At 45.8% G+C, this 2,655-nt stretch carries 4 protein-coding genes; 2 read left to right on the forward strand and 2 right to left on the reverse strand.

What is annotated here, in order from left to right:
- On the reverse strand, nucleotides 1–224 hold a 224-nt coding region (locus tag Q0236_RS02945), incomplete at its 3' end, for an FAD-dependent oxidoreductase (RefSeq protein ID WP_297914949.1).
- Nucleotides 225–551: 327 nt separating this feature from the next.
- On the opposite strand from Q0236_RS02945, the gene Q0236_RS02950 reads away from it, so the two are divergent.
- Together Q0236_RS02950 and Q0236_RS02955 are read left to right on the forward strand one after the other, a co-directional pair.
- The gene (locus tag Q0236_RS02950; RefSeq protein WP_297914952.1) at nucleotides 552–1,451 is read left to right on the forward strand and encodes a DMT family transporter; all 900 of its coding nucleotides are present in this window, start codon (nucleotides 552–554) and stop codon (nucleotides 1,449–1,451) included.
- Between the two features lie 13 nt (nucleotides 1,452–1,464).
- A complete protein-coding gene (locus Q0236_RS02955) occupies nucleotides 1,465–1,887 on the forward strand; it encodes a Sua5 YciO YrdC YwlC family protein (protein WP_297914955.1) in 423 nt (140 codons plus the stop codon).
- 507 nt (nucleotides 1,888–2,394) lie between these two features.
- On the opposite strand, the gene Q0236_RS02960 is transcribed toward Q0236_RS02955, so the two are convergent.
- A partial coding sequence (locus tag Q0236_RS02960; RefSeq protein ID WP_297914958.1) for a hypothetical protein occupies nucleotides 2,395–2,655 on the reverse strand: 261 nt, incomplete at its 5' end.

Raw genomic sequence — 2,655 nt, forward strand, 5'->3', positions numbered from 1 at the left:
GTATTTTCGTTAGTGTAGGTCAAATAACAGTCAATCTGCTCCTTTTGTATAGAGTCTCTATCTGTAGAGAACGAAAAGGGTACTATAGGCTCATCTCCTTTTTGAGCTTCCATTTTTGAAAAATCCACACTTCTTTTATCAACCCTTGCAGGAGTTCCGGTCTTAAATCTATAAAATTTTATACCTGCCTCTTTTAGTTTAAGTAAAAAACTATCATAATTCATTATGTATCCTAATTATAAATTTATTTATTATACACTATTTTACAATCTAAAAGCAAGTATATTTAAGTAAATAACTTATAGAATTGGCATAAAAATCATATAAAAAACTTACAAATTTGTGCCACTCAGAATTTAGTTCTACGTGGCTCATTAGTTTATTGCAATCAAAAATACTTTATCTATTTGGGACAAAAGTTGGGCTTTGGTTGTTGGTTAGAGGATTTTGCTGTAAAATTTGGCATAAATTTAGATATAACCGACTAGTCTAGGTTTAACCCCAGCTTAAGCATAAGCTTATATACTTTAGCTTTAAATTTAAGGCGGCAAATGAGATCTCAGAGCGAATTTTTTGGCGTTTTCATCACGCTTCTTGGCGGCGTATTATGGGGATTTAGCAGTGTTTGCGGGCAGTATCTGTTCACGCAAAAAGGCGTCAGCGCCGACTGGCTCGTGCCCTACCGCCTAGGCCTCGCCGGGCTTGCGATGGTAGCGTATTACATCGCTCGCTCGCCGCGCCTAGCCTTTGCGCCGCTAAAAGATCGCGCGCTATTGCCGCAGCTGCTCATCTACGCCTTTTTTGGGCTCATGATGACGCAGTATTCGTACTTTTGCGGCATTGAGCTCTCAAATGCCGCCGTCGCGACCGTGATCCAGTACTCCGCGCCCGCGCTCATCCTTGCCGTAGTTTGCTTTTTGGAGCGGCGCGCGCCTAAAAAGGTCGAGCTCATCGCGCTCATTTTCGCGGTGCTGGGCGTCGTGCTGCTCGCCACTCACGGCGATCTGGGTTCGCTCGTTATCAGCGCGGAGGCGCTGGTTTGGTGCCTGATTAGCGCGCTTGGCGTCGTGATATACAGCCTCATTCCCACGAAGCTAAATCAAAAATACCCCGTCGCGTTAAATTTAGGCTGGGGGATGGTCATCGGCGGCGGCGCGCTCGCGCTTTACACGCGGGTTTGGCAGCTAGGCGGCGTGAGCGACGCGCAGGGCTTTGCAGCGCTTGCCGCGGTAGTGATCCTTGGCACGATATGCGCGTTTAGCTTTTACATGACGGGGCTAAAGATAATAGGCGCTAGCAGGGCGAGCATGATAGCGTGCATCGAGCCGGTGAGCGCGGCGGCGTTTGCCTATTTTTGGCTGGGGACGGAGTTCGTGTTTCTTGATTTTGCGGGCTTTACGCTCATTATCTCGTGCATATTTTTGCTAGCTAAAGATAGGAAAAAGGCGTAAATTTGGAGGAGAGATGATCTATTTGGCGCAGACTGATACGACGGCGGGATTTTTGAGTAAGGATTTTCGCGAGATAAATGTGCTCAAACGCCGAGCAGCGGATAAACCCTGCCTCATAACGACGGCGAAGCTTAGCGAGCTAAAAAATCTCGCTCGCGTGCCAGCTAAATTTAAAAATTTGGTGCGCCGCGCGAGAAAAACGACCTTTTTATACCCGAACGGCACCGCCGTGCGCGTCGTAAAAGGGTGCGCCCATGAGGAGTTTTTGAGGCAATTTGACTGGCTATACTCCAGCAGCGCAAATCTAAACGGACAAAACTTCGACGAAGCCTGGGCGAAAGCGGCGGCGGACAAGGTTGTGGATCAAAATTTCAGCCAAAACGCAAGCTCGAAAATTTATAAAATTTCAAAAACTAAAATTTTGCGGATTAGATAAAGCTGCCGATTAAAATTTACGCGTGCTAAGAGCGTTCAAAAAAGAGGCGCGGCGGGAAGTAACTTTACAAATTTAAACGGCTTTGCAAATTTAAAACTGGATACCTCATTTCGACTACTTTGTCCTCTGCACAATTTAAAACGACCTTCTAAATTTAAAATGGCTCTGTAAATTTAGCCGAGCCGTGAAATTCCGCCGTAAATAGACCGCACAAAGACCGCCAGGAATTTTGAAAAATCCAAAAAAGATCACAGCAGACTCACAGAAAAATTATATAAAAAGCCGCAAATCCCCGCTGCTTTCAAGTAGTAAAATTCCTGCCGTTCTTAAAATCGCAAAATTTCACTGCTGGTAGCTTTTTGATTAAATTTTATCGCCCAAATACCCTCAATCAAAATTCCGAATCGGACGAGCTAAGATTATCGCTAGAAGTTCTCACATCCCGAGTGTTTTCGATCTAAATTTTGTAGCTCAGGCATTGCACCTATTTTGTTCTAGCCGCTATTGCTACTGCCGCAGTAGCAAGTGCCGCAAAGCCGTCCGCCCTTTAACTGCCAAACCCGCGTATAAAGCGCAAGCGCACGCCCTCCCATTACTGCGCCACGACGACAGATCCGCGATAAAATTTCCACCGCCGCGCAGTGCGTCAAGCCAAACGCTGCAAATTTTAAAATTTAAACCGCCTATCGCCGCACGGCACCGATAAACTCCAACCACTCCGCCAGCTAGTCCATCATTCCCGTATAAAACATAAATTTTCATGAATTT

Source organism: uncultured Campylobacter sp., assembly GCF_938031315.1.
In the GTDB taxonomy this organism is placed as follows: domain Bacteria; phylum Campylobacterota; class Campylobacteria; order Campylobacterales; family Campylobacteraceae; genus Campylobacter_B.